The organism is Burkholderia sp. RF7-non_BP4 (assembly GCF_001521935.1).
Classification (GTDB): domain Bacteria; phylum Pseudomonadota; class Gammaproteobacteria; order Burkholderiales; family Burkholderiaceae; genus Burkholderia; species Burkholderia diffusa.
Window position 1 is genome coordinate 287,847 of record NZ_LOTA01000010.1, and the last position, 17,656, is coordinate 305,502.

13 protein-coding genes are annotated in these 17,656 nt (G+C 68.1%); 8 read left to right on the top strand and 5 right to left on the bottom strand.

Annotated elements, in window-relative coordinates; all coding sequences use genetic code 11:
- Nucleotides 1-47 precede the first annotated feature (47 nt).
- The 5 genes from WS49_RS05100 to WS49_RS05120 all read right to left on the bottom strand — a co-directional run bounded on the left by WS49_RS05100 (nucleotide 48) and on the right by WS49_RS05120 (nucleotide 7,750).
- Nucleotides 48-359: a hypothetical protein gene (locus WS49_RS05100; RefSeq protein ID WP_059525050.1), complete on the bottom strand. Its 312-nt coding sequence runs from the start codon at nucleotides 357-359 to the stop codon at nucleotides 48-50.
- Nucleotides 360-417: 58 nt separating this feature from the next.
- Complete coding sequence (locus tag WS49_RS05105; RefSeq protein WP_059525053.1) at nucleotides 418-2,439, bottom strand: BCCT family transporter; 2,022 nt, start codon at nucleotides 2,437-2,439, stop codon at nucleotides 418-420.
- Nucleotides 2,440-2,722: 283 nt separating this feature from the next.
- On the bottom strand, nucleotides 2,723-3,910 hold the full coding sequence (locus tag WS49_RS05110; RefSeq protein WP_059525055.1) for a porin: 1,188 nt from the start codon (nucleotides 3,908-3,910) through the stop codon (nucleotides 2,723-2,725).
- A 120-nt stretch (nucleotides 3,911-4,030) separates the two neighbouring features.
- Nucleotides 4,031-6,451, bottom strand: a complete 2,421-nt coding sequence (locus WS49_RS05115) for a glycoside hydrolase family 31 protein (protein ID WP_059525057.1) — start codon at nucleotides 6,449-6,451, stop codon at nucleotides 4,031-4,033.
- Nucleotides 6,452-6,478: 27 nt separating this feature from the next.
- Nucleotides 6,479-7,750: an MFS transporter gene (locus tag WS49_RS05120; protein ID WP_059525059.1), complete on the bottom strand. Its 1,272-nt coding sequence runs from the start codon at nucleotides 7,748-7,750 to the stop codon at nucleotides 6,479-6,481.
- Between the two features lie 451 nt (nucleotides 7,751-8,201).
- Between WS49_RS05120 and WS49_RS05125 the strand changes: the two genes are divergently transcribed.
- The 8 genes from WS49_RS05125 to WS49_RS05160 all read left to right on the top strand — a co-directional run bounded on the left by WS49_RS05125 (nucleotide 8,202) and on the right by WS49_RS05160 (nucleotide 17,581).
- Entirely contained in the window at nucleotides 8,202-9,158 is a 957-nt protein-coding gene (locus WS49_RS05125) for a MurR/RpiR family transcriptional regulator (protein WP_059525061.1), read from the top strand.
- The gene (locus WS49_RS05130; protein ID WP_059525063.1) at nucleotides 9,155-10,141 is read left to right on the top strand and encodes an isoaspartyl peptidase/L-asparaginase family protein; all 987 of its coding nucleotides are present in this window, start codon (nucleotides 9,155-9,157) and stop codon (nucleotides 10,139-10,141) included. The genes WS49_RS05125 and WS49_RS05130 overlap by 4 nt, the downstream gene beginning before the upstream one ends.
- Before the next feature lie 27 nt (nucleotides 10,142-10,168).
- Nucleotides 10,169-12,091, top strand: a complete 1,923-nt coding sequence (locus tag WS49_RS05135) for a dipeptide ABC transporter ATP-binding protein (protein WP_059525066.1) — start codon at nucleotides 10,169-10,171, stop codon at nucleotides 12,089-12,091.
- 129 nt (nucleotides 12,092-12,220) lie between these two features.
- A complete protein-coding gene (gsiB, locus tag WS49_RS05140; RefSeq protein ID WP_059525068.1) occupies nucleotides 12,221-13,783 on the top strand; it encodes a glutathione ABC transporter substrate-binding protein GsiB in 1,563 nt (520 codons plus the stop codon).
- Between the two features lie 67 nt (nucleotides 13,784-13,850).
- The gene (gene gsiC / locus WS49_RS05145; RefSeq protein WP_059525070.1) at nucleotides 13,851-14,771 is read left to right on the top strand and encodes a glutathione ABC transporter permease GsiC; all 921 of its coding nucleotides are present in this window, start codon (nucleotides 13,851-13,853) and stop codon (nucleotides 14,769-14,771) included.
- Between the two features lie 13 nt (nucleotides 14,772-14,784).
- Nucleotides 14,785-15,678: a glutathione ABC transporter permease GsiD gene (gene gsiD, locus WS49_RS05150; RefSeq protein WP_059525071.1), complete on the top strand. Its 894-nt coding sequence runs from the start codon at nucleotides 14,785-14,787 to the stop codon at nucleotides 15,676-15,678.
- Nucleotides 15,678-16,757, top strand: coding sequence for a DmpA family aminopeptidase (locus tag WS49_RS05155; protein ID WP_059525073.1), 1,080 nt, complete (start codon nucleotides 15,678-15,680; stop codon nucleotides 16,755-16,757). The genes gsiD and WS49_RS05155 overlap by 1 nt, the downstream gene beginning before the upstream one ends.
- Nucleotides 16,754-17,581 (top strand): M55 family metallopeptidase, encoded by an 828-nt coding sequence (locus WS49_RS05160; RefSeq protein ID WP_059525075.1) that lies wholly within the window; start codon nucleotides 16,754-16,756, stop codon nucleotides 17,579-17,581. The genes WS49_RS05155 and WS49_RS05160 overlap by 4 nt, the downstream gene beginning before the upstream one ends.
- Nucleotides 17,582-17,656 lie beyond the last annotated feature (75 nt).

Consider the following 17,656-nt stretch of genomic DNA (forward strand, 5'->3'; position numbering starts at 1 on the left):
TGCCGTTCATGCGTGAAAGGGCTGCCGCGCCGTGCAAAAGGCGGGTGTCAGTCGCGCCTCGCCCGCAATATCAGCCAGGCGCAGCCTGCCGCCACGAGCGCGAGCCCGAGCAGCACCGCCTCGACGCCGAGTGCGAAACCGGGCGGCATCTCGCCGCTGTTCGGCATGGGCGACAGGTTGGCGGTGATCGCGATCGCGCCGCCGGCGAGCAGCGCGATGCAGACGATCCAGTAAACCTTGCCGCGCGCGGCGGCGGTGCGGATTCGCCAAAGCGCGAGGCCGACGCCGCCGAGGTAAAGCACCGCGAGCGTCGCGAGCGCGATGAAGTCGCCGGTGCGATCGTTCAGGAGGCCGCTCATGGCACGGCTCCGTCGGGCGCCGCGCGTCGGCTCGACGAGAGGAACGCAGCGGTCGGGTTCATTCGGCCTCCGTTGCGTGTCCCGGCGCGCGGCTCAGCAGATGCGTACGCTGGTCGGCCGCGAGCGAGACGTAGCGTTCGTATTGACGCAGGACATCGGCGATCAGTTCGTCGCCGCGCAGATATTCGACGTCGTAGCCGAGCCGGCCGTCCTCGAAGAACGTGACGATGCCGTACACGTGCGGACGCTCGGCTTCCGGCTCGGCCGCTTCGCGTACCAGGAAGGCTGCCGCGGATTTCGCCGTCACGCGCGCGCCGTAGACGAAATCGCGGTGTTCCGCGGTCGGCACGGTCAGCCGCACCGCATCGTCGCTGTCGCGCTGCACGTGTGCGTCGACGCCGCCCGAACGCAGCTCGTCGGCGACTTTGCGCAGCGCGGGCTCGACGGTTTCCGCGACGAACTGGCGCGCGTCGGACTCGGTCGTCTGCCGCAGGATATGCGTCAACCGATGGCGCCAGTGCTGGCCGGTCCAGAAGCTCGTCGCGGGCGCGACGTCCTGCGAATAGTGCGCGCGATCGGCCGCGAGCCCGCGCCACAGCCCGTAACACAGCGCGAGCATGATCAAGGCGACCGGCAATGCGGCGATCAACGTCATCGCCTGCAGCGCGCCGAGCCCGCCCGCGACCAGCAGCACGGCCGCCGTCACGCCCAGCAGCGCAGCCCAGAACAGCCGCTGCCAGACCGGCGAATGCGCGGCGCCGCGCGTCGCGATCTGGTCGATCACGAATGCGCCGGAATCGGCGGACGTGACGAAGAACACCGCGATCAGCACGATCGCGACGATCGACAGCAACTGCGGCAGCGGCAGGAAATCGAAGAAACGGAACAGCAACGCGTCGACACTGCCGGCCGTCTGCGCGAGCGCGCCGGCCGCGCCGTGCGTGTCGAGCCAGATCGCGCTGTTGCCGAACACGGTCATCCACACGAGGTTGAATGCGGTCGGCACGAGCAACACGCCGATCACGAACTGGCGGATCGTACGGCCGCGCGAGATGCGCGCGATGAACATGCCGACGAACGGCGACCACGACACCCACCATGCCCAGTAGAGGATCGTCCAGCCGCCGAACCAGCCTTCCTCGCGCGGCGGCGCGTACGCATAGGTGCGGAACGACAGGTCGACGAGATTCGACAGGTACTGGCCGATGTTGTCGCCGAGCGCGCGCAGCAGGAACGACGTCGGGCCCGCGACGACCACGAACGCGAGCAACAGGAACGCCAGCAGCAGGTTCAGCTCGGACAGCCGCCGCACGCCCTTGTCGAGACCGCTCGCGGCCGATGCGCCGGCCAGGATCACGACGATCACGACGAGCCCGATGCGGAACGCGTTGCCGCTCGTATCCCAGCCGGCGACCGTATGCAGGCCCGCGCTCAACTGCATCACGCCGTAGCCGAGCGTCGTCGCGATGCCCGCGACCGTGCCGACCAGCGCGAACGCGTCGACGGTGTGGCCGATCCAGCCGTTCACGCGCTCGCGCAGCACCGGATACAGCCCGGAGCGCAGCGTCAGCGGCAGGTTGTAGCGGAATCCGAAGTATGCGAGCACGAGCCCCATCAGCCCGTAGATCGCCCACGCATGGAAGCCCCAGTGGAAGAAGGTCATCAGCATCGCCTCGCGCGCGGCGGCCGGCGTGCCGGGGTCCACGGTCGGCGGCTTCAGGAAGTGCTGCATCGGCTCGCCGACGCCGAAGTACATGAGGCCGATGCCCATGCCCGCCGCGAACAGCATGGCCGTCCACGACAGGAAGCTGAATTCGGGCTCGGCGTCGTCGGGGCCGAGCCGGATGTTGCCGAAGTCGCTCGCCGCGATCAGCACGAGAAACACGAGGAACGTGGTGACGGCGAGCACGTAGAACCAGTCGAAGCGCGCGACGACCCATTGCTGGCCGGAGGAGAAGAGCGCGCCTGCTTCGGTCGGGTGCAGCGCGCACACGACGAGCAGTGCACCGATGACCGCGAGCGCGGGCAGCACGACCTGCGGCTTGAATGTCGTGCGGGGCGAGGAACGGGAATCTGGCATGGCTGGCATCCAGTTGTGGGCGCAACGAGGCGCGACGCCGCCCGGCGCGCGTGTCGCGCGTCGGACCCTGATACGGCGTGCGTCGAGTGTACCGCGGTGTCAGGACTGCAAGAAGGGATATGCAGCAGGGAAAGCCTGACGAATTGTAAGGTATCGGGGCGATCGCGAAAACCCGCACGCTGCGCGTTGCGTACGAAAGAGGTGGATCACGAACGTCAAACCGGCGCCCCGGACGATGCCGGATCGTCCGGGGCGCAAGCAACGGAGGCACGGCCGTACGGGTTCAGAACGTCACGGCGATCCCGGCCATGCCGACGAACTGGCCGTGCGTCGTCGACGGCGTGAGCTGCTGCGAATCGCCGACGATCGGCGCCGCGTCGACGATATGGCCGGCGCCCAGCGCGCCGAGCGTCCGTCCGCTCGAATGCGTGTATGCCTGCAGCGCATACAGCGTCGTGCGCTTCGACAGGCTGTACGACTCCTTCAGCGAATACTGCTGGTAACGGGCCGCGTCCGACACGCCGTTCGCCTTCGACGCGAGCGTGTACGCGAACGCGCCGGCCACCGAGAACGTCGGCGTGAAGCGATACGCGGCGAGCGCGCCGTAGGTGTTGAACACGGCCGTGTCCGTGAATGCGGAGCCGTTGCCGGGCAGATACTTCACGTTCGAGTAGTTGAGGCCCATCGTCAGGTTGCCGAGCGTGTAGTTGCCGGCCGCCGCGACCTGCTCGACGGCCTTCGCGGTCAGGTAGCCCTGGTTCAGCACGGACACCGCGAAGCTGCCCGACGCGGCGGTCGCCGGATTCAGGAAGCCCGCCGACGAACCCGAGCTGTTGATGCGCAGGTAACCGGCCGCGATCCCGACCGGCCCGTTCGCATAGCGCAGCGCGGCGCTGAACGTGTTGCCCTTGCCGGTCGCGCCGGCGATGCCGCCGAACGCATACATCGCGCTCGCGGTCAGCCCGGACAAGGTCGGCGACGTATAGGTGACGGAATTGTTGACGCGGATCGTCGTGTCGAGCCCGTCGATGTCGCCCGGATGCGCGCCCGTCGCGCCGGTCAGCCAGCTGCTCGCCGCGTACGGGCCGACCAGCAGGAAGTACGGCGTGTACTGGCGGCCGGCCGTCACCGTGCCGTAATGATCGTTGCGCAGCCCGACGAACGCCTGGCGGTTGAAGATCGTGCCGGCGGCGGCCTGCGCACCGGTGTTCAGGTTGAAGCCGGATTGCAGGTCGAAGATCGCGTGCGTGCCGCCGCCGAGATCCTCGTCGCCGCGCAGCCCGAACTTCGACGCATACAGGTTGCCGTCGCGCATGTACACGTTCGAGTGGCCTTGCTGGTTGTTCACGTACGCGAGCGAATCGTCGACCACGCCGTACAGCGTCACGCTGCTCTGCGCATGGGCGGCGGAAGCGCCGAGCGACGCGGCCGATAAAATCAGGATTGCAGAGTAGTTGTGCGATGCTTTCATTGACGATCTCCAAGTCTCTTCAAGGGGCGGGAGGCTGATCGGCCTCCTCTTTGGTGGAGGGCGGGCCGTGTGCGCGGCCCGCCCGATCCGAGGGTTCGGCGTTTTCCCGCGCTTGCGCGGTCAGTCGTCGAGTGCCACGACGACGCGACGCCACGCGCCGTCCCGCGCATCGCGTTCGACGCGCGCACCGCGCACGGCAAGCGCGCCTTGCAGCGATGCCGGCAGCAGGATCTCCACGCGCTCGGCGGGGCGGTTCATGCGGCCATCCCAGCGGACCGACACGCCGAGTTCGCCCGACGCCGTGCGTCCGGTCTCGATGCGCCACAGACCATATTCGCCGTCGCGCCACGCTTCCGTTTCGCCGTCGTCCTCGACGCATTCGCCGTACGCAACGCCGTCCTCGATGCGCGGCGCGACGAGGAAGCCGCGCGTGTCCGCGCGTGCGCCGAACCGTTGCTCGGCGACGTTCAGCGGCAACACGCGGCCTTCGCGCAACAACATCACCGGCGTGTCGAGCGGCGCGGGCAGCGTCACGTTCGCGCCGCCGTCGAACGACTGTGCGCTCGCGCAGCACACCCAGCGCGCGCCTGACGGCAGGTAGACCGCGCGTTCCGTGCGGCCCGGCTCGACGACCGGCGCGACCAGCAGCGCGTCGCCGAGCATCATGTCGTCGCATTCGTCGTAGCAGCGTGGGTCGCCGGGGAAGTCGCCGAAGGTCGGCCGCAGCACGGGCTCGTAGCGCGTGGTCGACAGCCACAGCAGGTGATAGAGGTAAGGCAGCAGCCGGTAGCGCTGCTTGATCAGCGACGCGATCCGCGCGGTGATCTCCGGATACATCCACGGTTCGTTGACGGTGCCGTCGTCATTCCACGAATGGATGCTGAAGCGCGGCATGAAGATGCCGAACTGCACCCAGCGCAGCAACAGCTCGGGCGACGGCGCGGGGCCGGAGAAGCCGCCGATGTCGTGACCGATGTTCGACACGCCCGACAACGCGAGCCCGAGGCCCATCTTGAGGTTGTAGCGTAGCGTTTCCCACGACGTGTAGTTGTCGCCGGACCAGGTCTGCACGTAACGCTGCATGCCGGCGCCGCCGGAGCGCGACACGAGGAACGGCCGCTGCGCCGGCGCATGCGCGCGCTGGGCTTCGCGCGACGCGCGCATCATCAGCATCGTCTGCAGCACCTTCGCCTCGCGCGCGGGAAACGGCTGGCCGAAGCCGTGCGCGATCGCGTCGGGCGACCAGATCTCGTATTCGTTGTTGTCGTTCCACGTCGACTCGATTCCGTAGTCGAGCAGCGCCGACGTGACCTGCTCGCGCCACCAGCGGTACGCGTCCGGTTGCGTGAAGTCGAGATACGCGCCGACCTCGTCCCAGAACTGCACCCATGCTGGCTCGCCGGATGCCGAGCGGATCAGCAGCCCGCGCCGCGCGGCGTCGTCGAACGCCGGGTGGTCGCGCAGCAGGCACGGCTTGATGTTCGCGCACAGGCGGATGCCGTGGTCGCGGTAGTGCTTCACGAAACCCTTCGCGTCGGGAAACTTCTCGCGGTTCCAGTTGAACACGTAGCGCTTCGCGCCGATCGACGTATAGCCCGACGACAGGTGGAACGAGTCGCACAGGATGTCGTGTGATTCGCACTGCTCGACGAACTGGTTCATCTGCCGCTGCGCGTCCGGCGCGTCGGTGTAGCTCATCGTCGAGCCCGAATAGCCGAGCCCCCATTTCGGCGTGCGCGCCGGGCGCCCGGTGAGCCACGTGAAGCGCCGGGCGGCCGCGAGCGGCGTGTCGGGCGACGCGATGAAGTAGTAGTCGAGATCGCCGTGCTCGGCGACGAAGTAGCGGTAGAGCCCGTGGTAGTTGTCGAGTTCGCGGCCCATGTCGAACGTGCAATCCGACAGCGTGTCGTAGAACAGCCCGAAGCCCTGGCACGCGCCGGGCGACCACGTGACGTAGAACGGAATGTGCTTGTAGAGCGGGTCCGTGTGCTTCGCGCTGTAACCCATCGCGTCGATGTTGCGCATCTCGAAGCGCGCGCCGGTGCGGTCGAGGTCGCCCGCGCGCTCGCCGAGACCGAACACCTTGTCGCCGCGCTCGCGGGCGACGTAGTGATAGGCGCGCTCGTCCCACCAGCCGAAGTTGTACGCCTGCGTCGCGCGGTCGGCGAGCACGACGCGCCACGCGTCGTCCGCGTCGCGCATCGACCACGTGCAATGGCCGCCTTGCCGGCTTACCGTGAGGCGGATCTGTGCGGTTTCGATGCGCACGCCGCCGTCGTCTTCGACGAAGTCGTAGGCCGGCAGCGCGAAGCCGCTCAGGTCGAGGCGGTCGCGCCCGTCGAGCGGCACGTCGTCGAGGCCCGGTGCGATCGTCCAGGTGCGCGGGGTGCGCGCCGTCGCGTCGGGCAGCACGCGCACGCGCACGATGTCATCCTCGAGCACGAAGATCTCGAGGGTCGCGCCCGCGTCGGACGCGAGCAGCACACGGTTCGCCTGCCGGTCGGCGACGCGGAACACGGGCGGATGAAGAAGCGAAGTCATGAAGGCGATTCCTGGTGAAGACGGAGGTCAGGCGTGCTGCGCGAGCAGGCGTTCCTGCTTCGACTGCCCGCGGATCAGCACCGCGAGCAGCGTCACGCCGATGATGTCGAACAGGCCGAGGCACGCGAACAGCGGTGCGTAGCCGATCTTGTCGGCGAGCGCGCCGACCAGCAGCGAGAAGCCGAGCCCGCCGATCCACGCGGCCATGCCCGCGAAGCCGCTGGCGGTGCCGACTTCCTCGGGATCGAACACGTCGGCCGACAGCGTGTTGACGAGCGCGGAGATCATCTGGTGCGCGAAGCCGCCGACGCAGAACAGGCCGATGGCCGTGTACGGCGACGACACGAGCCCGATCATCGCCGGCCCCAGCATCAGCACCGCGCCGAGCGCGACGCCGGCGACGCGGGACCACACGAGCGGCAGTTTGAACCGGTTCGCGAGGTAGGGCGACAGGTAGCCGCCCGCGATGCCGCCGGCGTCGGCCGCGAGAAACGGCATCCACGCGAACACGGCGATCTGCGTGAGCGGCATGTGGCGTTCGGTGGCGAGGTACAGCGGAATCCAGAAGCTGAAGGTCTGCCATGCGGGTTCCGCGAAGAAGCGCGGCAGCGCGATCGCCCAGAAGCGCCGCGCGGTGACGACGTCGCGAATCCGGCGCTTCGACGCGGCCGGCATCGTGGCCTGACCGTCGCGGATCAGCGTGCGCTCCTGCGACGTGATGCGCGGATGATCGGACGGCGACCGGTACTGCGTGTACCAGAGCGCGGCCCACACGAAGCCGAGCGCGCCGGTGACCATGAACGCGGATTGCCAGCCGAACCGCATCGACAGGAACACGACGAGCGGCGGCGCGATCGCGGCGCCGAGCGACGTGCCCGCGTTGAAGTAGCCGACCGCGACGGATTTCTCGCGATCGGGAAACCATTCGGCGACGGCCTTCATCCCCGACGGGATCGCGGCGGCCTCGAACAGCCCGAGCAGGCCGCGCAGGATGCCGAGCGACAGCCAGCCCGACGCGAAGCCGTGCGCGACGCCGACCACCGACCACAGCATCGCGAACAGCGCGAACCCGAGCCGCAGGCCGATCAGGTCGACGATGAACCCGCATACCGGCTGCATGATCGTGTAGCCGATCTGGAACGCCCCGACGATATACGAATACTGCTGCGTCGAGATCGCGAACACCTGCTTCAGTTCCGGTGCGAGCACCGCGAGGGAATTTCGTGCGAGGTAGTTGAGGATCGTGCCGAGACATACCAGCACGATGATCCACCAGCGCAACGCCTTGACTGTTTTCACTGCTGTCTCCTGAGCCATGCAAGTCGCCCGGCGGGGGGCGTCTTTTGCGGGTCGTGTTTGTACGATGTCCGATCTTGATGGGCGACCGATTCACCTGATTTTTATCGGAATCACAGCGTTCAATCGAACATTTCGCTGCTGTTGAAGGTCAATGTTATCGGACGACTGATCATTTTCGAGCATCCTATGTTCGAATTCGAATCCGGTCAACGTGAATCTGCATTCGAACGAACATCCTCGGGGTATTCCCGATATGTCCGCGGACAGGGCCGCCGGTGCATTGCGCGACGAATGGCGCCGGATGTTTGCTCGACGAGGCCGAGCGGCCGTCGCTCGACCGACTGCATCAGGCGGGCCCGGCAGGGGGCGTGACAACCCTGATGAAAATTTATTTTTTTCCTGCCGGCAGATTGTGTAAATTGATTTTCATCCACCTTGCAAAACCATTCGCATGACGCCTCTCGTTCCGCACGATGCCAGTCACGACGAATCCGCGATCGCGGAGCGCATCGCCTCGGCCATGCCGCGAATGACGCCGATCCACCGCCGGATGGGCGAATTCGTGCTCGCGAATCCGTTTCGCGCGGCGACGATGCGGATCGACGAGCTGGCGCAGGCCGTGAATGCGTCGATCGCCACCGCGAACCGTTTCGCGAAGGCGCTTGGCTTCGACGGCTATCCGGCGATGCGCGCGGCGCTCGTGCGCGGCTTCGAGGCGACGCTCGGCCCGGTCGAGCGGCTGCGTTCCGCGCAGGAGCAGGAACAGGAGCACGAGCAGGGCGTGCGCGGCGCCGCGTGGATCGACGCGGTGTTCGACCAGGCCGTCGCGAACATCGAGAACACGCGTGCGCAACTGGATGCGGCCGACGTCGAGGCGGCCGTCGAGGCGATCGTCGGCGCGCGGCGCGTGCTGATCCTCGGCGCCGGTTCGAGCGCCTTTCTGGCCGGGCTGATGGAACACGGATTGTCGGTGTGTCACGACAACGTGCAGTCGCTCGCGCTGCTCGGCGGCCCGTCGCATGCGGCGCGGCGCCTGTACACGGCCGACTCGCGCGATCTCGTGATCGCGCTCGCGTTTCCGCGCTACGTCAAGGACACGATCGAGCTGGCCCGCCGCGCGGCCGCGCGCGGCGCGCGCGTGCTCGGCATCTCCGACGGGCCCGGCTCGCCGCTTGCGCCGATCGCGTCGCTGAATCTGTACGTCAAGGCCGAACGGCGTTTCGCGGCCACGTCGGAAGCGGCCGTGCTGACGATGATCGAGGCGCTGATCGACGCAGTCGCGCTGCGCACGCACCGCTCCGCGAAGTCCGCCGCCGAAATGACCGAATTCCTGTTGCCGTGGCTGATCCACCCGCAAGCGACGCTGCCGGCCGCCAACCCTTCTTCCTCCGGTCCGAAAAAATCATGACTTCACCCGCGATCGTCGCGATTCATGGCGGTGCAGGCACGATCCTGCGCGATGCGATGGACACCGACACCGAACGCCAGTACCGCGCCGAACTCACCGCGATCCTGCAGGCCGCGCAACACGTGCTCGCCGATGGCGGCAGCGCGCTGGACGCCGTCACCGTCGCGGTGCGGCTGCTCGAGGACTGTCCGCTGTTCAACGCGGGGCGCGGCGCCGTCTATACGGCCGAAGGCAAGCACGAACTCGACGCGGCGGTGATGGACGGCACGACGCTCGCGGCCGGCGCGATCTGCTGCGCGACCCGCGTGCGCAATCCGGTGCTCGCCGCACGGCGCGTGATGGAGGCGAGCGAGCACGTGCTGCTGGCAGGCGCGGGCGCCGACGCGTTCGCGGCCGCACAGGGCCTCGAACTCGCCGAGCCCGGCTACTTCGACACGGAAGCGCGTCATGCACAGTGGGTCAAGGCGCGCGCGGCGGCCGGCACGATGCTCGATCACGATGCCGCGACCTTCGCCTTCGGCGCCGGGCAGCCGGCCGAGCCGCTCGATCCCGACCGCAAGCACGGCACGGTCGGCGCGGTTGCGTGCGATGCGCACGGCCATATCGCGGCGGCGACGTCGACCGGCGGCATCACGAACAAGCAGCCCGGCCGCGTCGGCGATTCGCCGATCATCGGCGCCGGCTGCTACGCGGACGACGCGACCTGCGCGGTATCCGCGACGGGCACCGGCGAGATGTTCATCCGGCTCGCGACCGCGCATGACGTGGCCGCGCAGATGGCCTATCGCGGCGCATCGCTCGCCGATGCCGCGCACGACGCCGTGATGAACAAGTTGTCGCGCCTGGCCGGGCGCGGCGGGATCATCGCGGTCGACGCGCACGGCAACGTCGCGATGCCGTTCAACACGGAAGGGATGTATCGCGGCTACGCACGCGTCGGCGAGACGCCCGTGGTCGGCATCTATCGCGACGATGCGGCCTGATTCCGGACCGCACGAGGAGACCTCCGCATGACTTCGAGCCGAACCCCGTCCGCGCTGGTGCTGCCGGAGCAGCGCGTCGTCGCCGTCGACGACCTGTCGGTCATGTTCCGCCGCGAAAACGCGACGTTCGATGCGGTGCGCAACGTGTCGTTTCACGTCGATCGCGGCGAGACGCTCGCGATCGTCGGCGAGTCGGGCTCCGGCAAGTCGGTCACGTCGCTTGCGCTGATGCGGCTCGTCGAGCATGGCGGCGGCGAGATCACGAGCGGCCGGATCGTGTTGCGGCGTCGCGGCGGCGCGCTCGTCGACCTCGCGCAGGCGAGCGCGGCGACGATGCGCGGAATCCGCGGCGCGGACATCGCGATGATCTTCCAGGAACCGATGACGTCGCTGAACCCGGTGTTTACGGTCGGCGACCAGATCAGCGAGGCGATCGCGCTGCACCAGTCGAAGAGCGCGACCGAAGCCCGCGCGGAAGCGTTGCGGCTGCTCGATCTCGTGCGCATTCCGGAGGCGCGCCGCGTGTTCGCGCGCTATCCGCATCAATTGTCCGGCGGGATGCGGCAGCGCGTGATGATCGCGATGGCGCTGTCGTGCCGGCCGGCGCTCCTGATCGCCGACGAACCGACGACCGCGCTCGACGTGACGATCCAGGCGCAGATCCTGCAGCTGATCCGCGGCCTGCAGGACGAAATGAACATGGGCGTGATCTTCATCACGCACGACATGGGCGTGGTCGCCGAAGTGGCCGATCGCGTGCTCGTGATGTATCGCGGCGAGAAGGTCGAGGAGGGCGAGTCCGAACGCATTTTCGCGACGCCCGCGCATCGCTACACGCGTGCGCTGCTCGCGGCCGTGCCGCGGCTCGGCTCGATGCACGGCACCGATAACCCCGAAAAATTCCCGCTGTTGAAGGTGGACGGCGCGAGCGCGGCCACGCCGGCGCCGGCCGCGAACGATGCGGGCAACGCGGCCGCGGCCTCCGCCGCCGGGCAGCCGCACGTCGATCCGGCCGCGCCGCCGATCCTGCGCGTGCGCGATCTCGTCACGCGGTTTCCGGTGAAGAGCGGCGTGTTCGGCCGCGTGTCGCAATACGTGCACGCGGTCGAGCGCGTGAGCTTCGAGCTGCGCGCCGGCGAGACGCTCGCGCTCGTCGGCGAATCCGGCTGCGGCAAGTCGACCACCGGCCGCTCGCTGCTGCGCCTCGTCGAATCGCAGAGCGGCTCGATCGAATTCGACGGCCGCGACATCAGCGCGATGAAGGGCCATGACCTGCAGGCGCTGCGCCGAAACATCCAGTTCATCTTCCAGGATCCGTTCGCCTCGCTGAACCCGCGCCTGACGGTCGGTTTCTCGATCATGGAGCCGCTGCTCGTGCACGGCGTCGCGAGCGGCCGCGAAGCGCAGGCGCGCGTCGACTGGCTGCTCGACAAGGTTGGCCTGCCGCCGGATGCCGCGCGCCGCTATCCGCACGAATTCTCGGGCGGCCAGCGTCAGCGGATCGCCATCGCGCGCGCGCTCGCGCTGAATCCGAAGGTCGTGATCGCCGATGAATCGGTGTCGGCGCTCGACGTGTCCGTGCAGGCGCAGATCGTGAACCTGATGCTCGACCTGCAGCGCGAGCTCGGCGTCGCGTATCTGTTCATCTCGCACGACATGGCCGTCGTCGAGCGCGTCAGCCATCGCGTCGCGGTGATGTATCTCGGCCAGATCGTCGAGATCGGCCCGCGCCGCGCGGTGTTCGAGGCGCCGCAGCATCCGTACACGAAGAAGCTGATGAGCGCGGTGCCGGTGGCCGACCCCGCGCGCCGGCATGCGCTGCGCCAGCTCGCGGCGGACGAGATTCCGAGCCCGATCCGCGCGGTCGGCGACGAGCCGCTCGTCGCGCCGCTCGTCGCGGTCGGCCCCGATCATTACGTCGCGACGCATCGCGTCGGCGGCGCGTATTGATTGCACGGCGAGTCGCATATGGACCGCAGCTGCGCACGCGCCAGGCAACGGCGCCATTTTCCCGAGCGGATGCAGTCACGCCGCGATTTCCACCACGCGTTACCGAATCATCCACAGGAGCCAGACAAAATGAACAAGTCGCATTCGTTCCCGATGTTCCGTCCGCGCGCGTTGTTCGCCGCGGGGGCCGGCGCGCTCGCGCTGTCGGTCGCCGTGCCCGCGTTCGCGCAGCAGAACGTCGTGGTCGCCGTGTACTCGACGTTCACGACGATGGATCCGTACGACGCGAACGACACGGTGTCGCAAGCCGTCGTCAAGTCGTTCTACGAAGGGCTGTTCGGCTTCGACAAGGACATGAAGCTCGTCAACGTGCTCGCGACGAGCTACCAGGCGTCGCCCGATGCGAAGGTCTACACGGTCAAGCTGCGCCCGGGCGTGAAGTTCCACGACGGCACGGACTTCAACGCCGACGCGGTGAAGGCGAACTTCGACCGCGTGACCGATCCGGCGAACAAGCTGAAGCGTTACGGGCTGTTCCGCGTGATCGAGAAGACCGAGGTGGTCGATCCGATGACGGTGCGCTTCACGCTGCGCGAGCCGTTCTCCGCGTTCGTCAACACGCTCGCGCACCCGTCGGCGGTGATGATTTCGCCGGCCGCGCTGAAGAAGTGGGGGCGCGACGTGTCGCTGCATCCGGTCGGCACGGGCCCGTTCGAGTTCGTCGAATGGAAGCAGACCGACGACATGAAGGTGAAGAAGTTCGCCGGCTACTGGAAGAAGGGCTATCCGAAGGTCGATTCGATCGACTGGAAGCCGGTGGTCGACAACAACACGCGCGCCGCGCTGCTCAAGACCGGCGAAGCCGATTTCGCGTTCACGATCCCGTTCGAGCAGGCAGCCGACCTGAAGAGCAATCCGAAGGTCGAACTGATCGAGCGGCCGTCGATCATCCAGCGCTACATCTCGCTGAATACGCAGAAGAAGCCGTTCGACAATCCGAAGGTGCGTGAAGCGCTGAACTACGCGGTCAACAAGGAAGCACTCGCGAAGGTCGTGTTCGCCGGCTACGCAACCCCGCAGACGGGCGTCGCCCCGGTGGGCGTCGAATACGCGACCAAGCTCGGGCCGTGGCCGTACGATCCGGCGAAGGCGCGCGCGCTGCTGAAGGAGGCCGGTTATCCGAACGGCTTCGAGTCGACGCTCTGGTCCGCGTACAACCATTCGACGGCGCAGAAGCTGATCCAGTTCGTCCAGCAGCAGCTCGCGCAGGTCGGCGTGAAGGTGCAGGTGCAGGCGCTCGAGGCCGGCGAGCGGGTCGCGAAGGTCGAGAGCGCGCAGGACCCGGCGACAGCGCCGGTGCGGATGTACTACAGCGGCTGGTCGGCCTCGACGGGTGAGGCGAACTGGGCGCTGTCGCCGCTGCTCGCGTCCGCATCGGCGCCGCCGAAGCTCTACAACACCGCGTACTACAAGAACGGCGCCGTCGACGACGATCTCGCGAAGGCGCTCGAGACGACCGACAACGCGAAGAAGGCCGCGCTGTACGCCGACGCGCAGAAGCAGGTGTGGGCCGACGCACCGTGGATCTTCCTGGTGCAGGAGAAGATCGTCTATGCGCGCAGCAAGCGCCTGCACGGCATGTACGTGATGCCGGACGGCTCGTTCAACTTCGACGAAATCTCGGTGAAATGACGGCGATTCGCCCGTTGTGCGGCGCCGGCGGCGCAAGCTGCCGGCGCGCTGATTCGATCGGTGCCCCATGCTGAATTTTCTCGTCAAACGCCTGTTCGGCCTGCTGCCCACGCTCGCGATCGTCGCGGTGCTGGTGTTCCTGTTCGTGCACCTGCTGCCGGGCGATCCGGCGCGACTCGCGGCGGGCCCCGAGGCCGACGACGCGACGGTCGCGCTCGTGCGCGCCGATCTCGGGCTCGACCGGCCGCTGCCGACGCAGTTCGCGAACTTCTTCGTGAAGATCGCGCACGGCGATTTCGGCATGTCGACGCGCAGCAAGCGTCCGGTGTCGACCGAGATCGGCGAGCGCTTCATGCCGACGCTGCTGCTGACGCTCGTCAGCATGGTCTGGGCGACGGCGTTCGGAATGGCGATCGGGATCGCGTCGGCGGTATGGCGCAATCGCTGGCCCGACCGCTTCGGGATGACGATCGCGGTGTCGGGCATCTCGTTTCCGGCATTCGCGCTCGGCATGCTGCTGATGGAGATCTTCTCGGTGAAGCTCGGCTGGCTGCCCGTCGTGCCGGACGGCACGTGGAAGAGCTACGTGCTGCCGTCGCTGACGCTCGGCGCGGCGGTCGCGGCCGTGATGGCGCGCTTCACGCGCGCGTCGTTCGTCGAGGTGCTCAACGAGGACTACGTGCGCACCGCGCGCGCCAAGGGCGTGCACGAGCCGATGGTCGTGCTCAAGCATTGCCTGCGCAACGCGATGATCCCGGTCGTCACGATGATGGGGCTGCAGTTCGGCTTCCTGCTCGGCGGCTCGATCGTCGTCGAGGCCGTGTTCAACTGGCCGGGGCTCGGACGCCTGCTGGTCGACGCGGTGACGATGCGCGACTACCCGGTGATCCAGGCGATCGTGCTGCTGTTCTCGCTCGAATTCATCCTGATCAACCTGACCGTCGACGTGCTGTACGCGGTCATCAACCCGACCATCCGGTTCAAGTGAGAGTGAGGCGCGCATGAACGCGACTGTCCAGCCCGCGGCGTCGGCCGCATCGAGCGCGATCCGCACGCCGTGGCGCGAATTCTGGCGCAAGTTCCGCAAGCAGACCGTCGCGCTGGTCGCCGGCGGTTTCGTGCTGGCGCTCGTCGTGCTCGCATTCGTCGGCCCGCACATCGTGCCGTTCGATCCGGAGAACTATTTCGACTACGACGCGTTGAACGCGGGGCCGTCGGCCGTGCACTGGTTCGGCGTCGACTCGCTCGGCCGCGACATCTTCAGCCGGATCGTCACCGGCACGCGCATCTCGCTCGCCGCGGGCTTCTTCTCGGTCGCGCTCGGCGCGCTCGTCGGCACGTTCTTCGGGCTGCTCGCGGGCTACTACGAAGGCTGGTGGGACCGCATCACGATGCGCGTGGCCGACGTGCTGTTCGCGTTCCCGGGGATCCTGCTCGCGATCGGCGTGGTCGCGATCCTCGGCAACGGGATGGTCAACGTGATCTGCGCGGTCGCGATCTTCAGCATTCCGGCGTTCGCGCGGCTCGTGCGCGGCAACACGCTGATGCTCAAGCACATGACCTACGTGGAAGCCGCGCGCAGCATCGGCGCGTCCGACTGGACGATCATCATGCGGCACGTCCTGCCGGGCACCGTGTCGTCGGTCGTCGTGTACTTCACGATGCGAATCGGCACGTCGATCATCACGGCCGCGAGCCTGTCGTTCCTCGGGCTCGGCGCGCAGCCGCCGACGCCGGAGTGGGGCGCGATGCTCAACGAGGCGCGCGCGGACATGGTGACCGCGCCGCACGTCGCGATCTTCCCGAGCCTCGCGATCTTCCTGACGGTGCTCGCGTTCAACCTGCTCGGCGACGGGCTGCGCGACGCGCTCGACCCGAAGCTGGAGCGGCGCTGATGCGAGCGGTTCCGATGTGGAGCACGACGCTGCCCGCCGGGCCACGCGGCACGATCGCCGACGTGCCGGGCGTGACGGTCGGCCACGCGACGCTCGATGCCGGCGACGTGCAGACGGGCGTCACCGTCGTCAAGCCGCATCCGGGCGATCTTTACCGCAGCAAGGTGCCGGCCGGCGCGGCCGTGATCAACGGCTTCGGCAAGAGCGTCGGGCTCGTGCAGGTCGACGAACTCGGCACGCTCGACACGCCGATCGCATTGACCAACACGTTCGGCGTCGGCGCGGTCGCGCAGGCGCAGATCCGCGCAGCGATCGCGAAGAATCCGCACATCGGCCGCGACTGGTCGACCGTCAACCCGCTCGTGTTCGAGTGCAACGACGGCTATCTGAACGACATCCAGGCGTTCGCGGTGACGGCCGCGCATTACGACGAAGCCTGCAACACCGCGTCGCGAGACTTCGCGCGTGGCGCGGTGGGCGCCGGGCGCGGGATGTCGTGTTTCGACCTGAAGGGCGGGATCGGCTCCGCGTCGCGCGTGGCCGTCGCGGCCGGCAGGCCGTATACGGTCGGCGCGCTGGTGCTCGCGAATTTCGGCCGTCTGCCGATGCTGACGCTCGGCGGCGTGCCGCTCGGGCGCGTCGTCGCGCAGCGGCGTGCCGCCGCGAACGCGCAGGCGGCGCCGGAGCAAGGGTCGATCATCCTGCTGCTGGCGACCGATGCGCCGCTCGACGCGCGGCAACTGTCGCGGCTCGCCCGTCGCGCGGGCGCCGGGCTTGCTCGCACCGGCTCGGTCTACGGGCACGGCAGCGGCGACATCGCGCTCGCTTTTTCGACCGCGTACACGATCGCGCACGATGCATCGACCGTCGCGCTACCGGCCCTCGTGGCCGATGCGGCGCTCGATCCGCTGTTCATGGCCGCGGCCGAGAGCGTCGAACACGCGATCGCCGACGCGCTGCTGCAGGCCGTGACCGTGACCGGGCGCGACGGCCATGTGCGGCAATCGCTGCGCGACGCGGTGCCCGATCTCGATCGGTTATTCAACGAAGACAACGAAGGACGTCCGACCCATTCATGAAGATTCTGATCTCGACCGACATCGAGGGTGTCGCCGGCGTGTTCGCCATCGAGCAGACGCGTGCCGGCAATCCGGAATACGAACGCGCGCGCCGCTGGATGACCGCCGAGGCGAACGCGGCGATCGAAGGCGCGTTCGCCGGCGGCGCGCAGGCCGTCTGGGTCAACGATTCGCATGGCGGCTTCCGCAATCTGCTGCCCGACGGGCTCGATGCCCGTGCCCGCGTCGTGCTCGGCAAGCCGCGTACGCTGGGGATGATGGCGGGCCTCGAACAGCAGCCCGACCTCGTGTTCATGATCGGCTTTCACGCGAAATCGCAGACGCGCGGCGTGCTGGCGCACACCATCAACAACTTCGCGTTCACGCAGGTGTGGCTGAATGGCGTCGAGCTCGGCGAAGCCGGGCTGTACGGCGCGCTGGCGCGCGAATACGGCGCTCACGTCGCGCTGGCGTCGGGCGACGACGTATTCGCCGAGGAAACCCGGCCGCTGTTTCCGGACGCGCGTTTCGAGACGGTCAAGACGGCCGGCGGCGCATCGAGCGGCGACACGCTCACGCCGGCAGCGTCCTGCGCGCGCATCGCGACCGCCGCACGCGAAACGGTCGCGCACGCGCTGTCGTGCGGCTGGCGCGCGGGCGCGCATCGGCCCGCGCCGGCTGCTTGCACGCTGCGCGTGCAGACGGCCGCGCTCGCCGATCTGTTCTGCGTGCTGCCGTCGCTCGAGCGGGTCGATGCGGTGACGCTTCGCTTCGACGGGCCGTCGGTGGAGCACGTGGTGCGCACGCTGAACAGCCTGTCGGCCATGTCGTTCATGCTGCGGTGATGCGTGCCGACCGGATGCCGGACCGCGATCTGGTCGCTGAAATCCGTGTCGGCCCACGCCCCGCGAGATGAAACG